This is a genomic window from Mixta mediterraneensis (genome assembly GCF_030283135.1).
Lineage (GTDB): Bacteria > Pseudomonadota > Gammaproteobacteria > Enterobacterales > Enterobacteriaceae > Pantoea > Pantoea mediterraneensis.
Genome location: NZ_JASUAZ010000097.1, coordinates 1 through 3079 on the forward strand (window position 1 = coordinate 1; position 3079 = coordinate 3079).

General features: G+C 54.9%; 2 protein-coding genes and 1 pseudogene. 2 read left to right on the forward strand and 1 reads right to left on the reverse strand.

Going from position 1 to position 3079, the window contains the following annotated elements; genetic code table 11:
* Nucleotides 1–313 precede the first annotated feature (313 nt).
* The gene (locus QRY16_RS21635; protein WP_289778015.1) at nt 314–670 is read left to right on the forward strand and encodes a DUF3085 domain-containing protein; all 357 of its coding nucleotides are present in this window, start codon (nt 314–316) and stop codon (nt 668–670) included.
* Between the two features lie 32 nt (nt 671–702).
* On the opposite strand, the gene QRY16_RS21640 is transcribed toward QRY16_RS21635, so the two are convergent.
* The gene (locus QRY16_RS21640) at nt 703–936 is read right to left on the reverse strand and encodes a helix-turn-helix domain-containing protein (protein ID WP_289778016.1); all 234 of its coding nucleotides are present in this window, start codon (nt 934–936) and stop codon (nt 703–705) included.
* Between the two features lie 849 nt (nt 937–1785).
* Here QRY16_RS21640 and ltrA point away from each other — a divergent pair.
* A pseudogene (gene ltrA, locus QRY16_RS21645) lies at nt 1786–2973 on the forward strand (group II intron reverse transcriptase/maturase); the annotation flags it as partial.
* Nucleotides 2974–3079: the final 106 nt, after the last annotated feature.

Genomic DNA, 3079 nt, shown 5'->3' on the forward strand with positions numbered 1-3079 from the left:
CTCATGCACGCCGCCGGCGGGGCTTCTCGTGTCGGCCCCGCCCGGCGGACAGCCCCCCCCCCTGATGCCTGGGGGCGCTCCGGGGCGTCGGCCGCCGTGGCGGACTGTGGCCCGGGGCGCTGCGCGGACAGCGGTACGCTTCGCCGGCTTGACGCCGCCCCTGACCGCTTCGCTGATACCCCGTTCCGGTCTTTTCCCACGGAGCCAGACTCCCCGCGCTGCGTGAAACCCAAAGGGTGACACCAGAAAAGAGGCTGGAGAGTTGAGAGGCGCGTCAGCCTGACGCCGTGTATTTTTTGATGAGGAGTTCAGCATGTTGAAGTTTACTGCCAAAAATCTGTTACCTGTCGTGGCTGAAATACAACAGTACGATGCGGCCATGTTACTGGTTAAAGATGAAGGGATTTATGTTCTGTCATCCGAGGGGGAAAGTAAGGACGGGCGGCGCACCGTTGCTTATGCTGAAGGCTATGATCCGGCTAAGTTTCCCGACGGTGGCGAATTATATGATGCCTGCGTCGATGCCGTTGGTGGCGACGATTTTGCTGAATCACTCCCCCTTACCGACAACGTTCTGACTGCGTTAGCCAAAGGAAAACATGATTTGCTGATCGTCGTCACTGAAACTCAGATCCGTATTGATTTGGCTCCGGTCGGGAAGGTGTCATGAGTTAAGCCGCGATGGCCGGTTGCGGTGGATGGTCAGTCCGTTAGTGTGCCGAGAACCTGACAGATTTCCGTGCTGTTTTTACCTGACAGCGCGGGAAGCAGCAAAGTCAGCGACAGCGAGCGGGTTGCAAGTTCGACGATACGATCGATATGTGGTGATTTCTCGTAAGCTTTATACGTTCGCAGGCATTTACCTAGCTCTTCAGCGGCGCGTTCCTGATCCCAGCCCATCCCTTTTCGCCATAAACGCAATTCATAACCCGTCATAAAGGGGAACGCCAGAAAGACCGGCTGGCCGGTCCCTTAAAGCCCCCACGGGGCGGTGAATGCGCTGGCGTCAGCCAGCTGCAGGGGTTGACCTGGACGTTGCCATCAGACGCTACCCGGGAGGGACGAAACCCGCAGGGGTTCGGCGGAGACTGGCCGATGCGCAGCAGCTGCCTGGCGGAGTGTCGCAGGTGCGCAGCAGCTGCCGGCTGACGACCGGACCGCGTAGCGGGTCGGGAGCCGAAGGGGGCCGTGCGACAGGAAGTCGTTTAACGTATTGTTTTACTTTGATAAAACCAGCTATTCCATTAGCTGTAGCCTACCGGAACAGGCGTTGCTGGTAACGGCGGGGTCTGAAGCTTCCGGGACAACGAGATCGGGCGTCAGCCCGGGGAGAGTCCCGTAAGGGACTCTCCCTTGCTGTAAGCATCATGCGGCTGGATTGCAAGGCTGGTCAGAAGGGTTAACACATGTGAACTGTTGATAAACACCGTTATCGGCAACAGGCTAAAGATGCTGGAAAGCCTGAACCAAAATGGTACGAGATCGGGTTGCTCCACTGGTCCCCCCGGAGCACATGGACATTGAGATCTCCGGTGAATAGACAGAACCCGCCCTGACCTTTTGTATGTTAAACGGAACCTGGAAAACCCGTATTGCTGCCTGATGGCAGGTGAACCGTGAGGAACACTGTTGGCGGTGCGGGCAGAGGAGGACGGAAAAAGCGAAGGCCTGATGGTAATCATCAGGATACGGAGCGATGCATGCTTCGACGCGAAAGCGGGCAGACTTCCGTCTGGTCTTTAACTGCATGAAATGCTGTAAAGCTTTTAACAGGATATCAGCGAGATGAATACACACGACAGTGTGTCCACGATACCCCGCCCGGCAGGCAGGCACGCCATTGACTGGCGAGCCTGCCATGCCCGGGTGCGAAAGCTACAGCTACGGATTGCAGAGGCAACCCGGTAGCAACAATGGCGTCGTATCAGGGAGTTGCAGCGCATCCTCACGCGTTCGTTCTCCGGCAAAGCCGTTGCTGTCAGGCGTGTCACTGAAAACACCGGGAGAAGGACGCCCGGCGTGGATGGCAAAACATGGAGCACCCCGGATGAAAAATGGAAAGGGATGTGCAACCTGAGTCTGCGAGGCTATAGCCCACAGCCGCTCAGGCGCATACACATTCCAAAATCGAATGGCAAAAAGCGCCCACTCGGCATCCCGACAATCAGGGACAGAGCCATGCAGGCACTGTGGTTGCTGGCACTGGAGCCTGTGGCAGAAACTACGGCTGACAATAACAGCTATGGTTTCAGGCCCATGCGCAGTACTCATGATGCCATCGAGTCCATATTTCACCGGATGAGCCAGAAAGTATCCCCGAAATGGGTACTGGAAGGTGACATAAAAGGATGCTTCGACAATATCAGCCATGACTGGTTGCTGTCCCATATTCCCATGGACAGAAAACTGCTCAGAAAATGGCTGAAAGCCGGATATATGGAAAAAGGCGTCTTCTATCACACCGAAAGTGGAACTCCGCAGGGAGGCATTATCTCTCCCCTCCTCGCCAATATGGCACTCGACGGGCTGGAGGGAGAACTGATGCGCACATTCAGGAAGAGTAAGCATTACGGGGCAAAACATCAGGTGAACTATGTGCGCTATGCCGACGACTTCATCTGCTCAGGGATCTCCCGCGAGCTGCTGGAGAATGAGGTTAAACCCCTGATAGCAGCGTTCATGCAAAAACGGGGGCTCGCGCTGTCTGAGGAAAAAACAGCGATAACGCATATAGAAGAAGGCTTCGACTTTCTGGGTCAGAACGTCAGAAAATACGGCGGCAAGATGCTTATCAAGCCTGCTAAAAAGAATCTGAAAAACTTCCTGAACAAAGTCAGAAGAATAATTAAAGACAATCCGACGCTTCCGGCATGGAAACTGATAAACCTGCTCAACCCCGTGATCCGTGGGTGGGCGACTTATCATCAGCATGTCGTGGCCAAGGATATCTTTAATTGTACTAGCTCAGACCTGATCTGACAGTTACCGGTTATTTATACAGGTGTCTGTCAGATTAAATCTGGTTCAGATTCTTTTCTGCCCAGACCCGTTTTCCATCAAGTAACGTGGCCATTGGCGT

What these genes read in the sequence shown, in the direction of transcription:
- QRY16_RS21635 (WP_289778015.1), top strand. Translation starts at nt 314, where the DNA reads ATGTTGAAGTTTACTGCCAAAAATCTGTTACCTGTCGTGGCTGAAATA.
- QRY16_RS21640 (WP_289778016.1), bottom strand. Translation starts at nt 936, where the DNA reads ATGACGGGTTATGAATTGCGTTTATGGCGAAAAGGGATGGGCTGGGAT.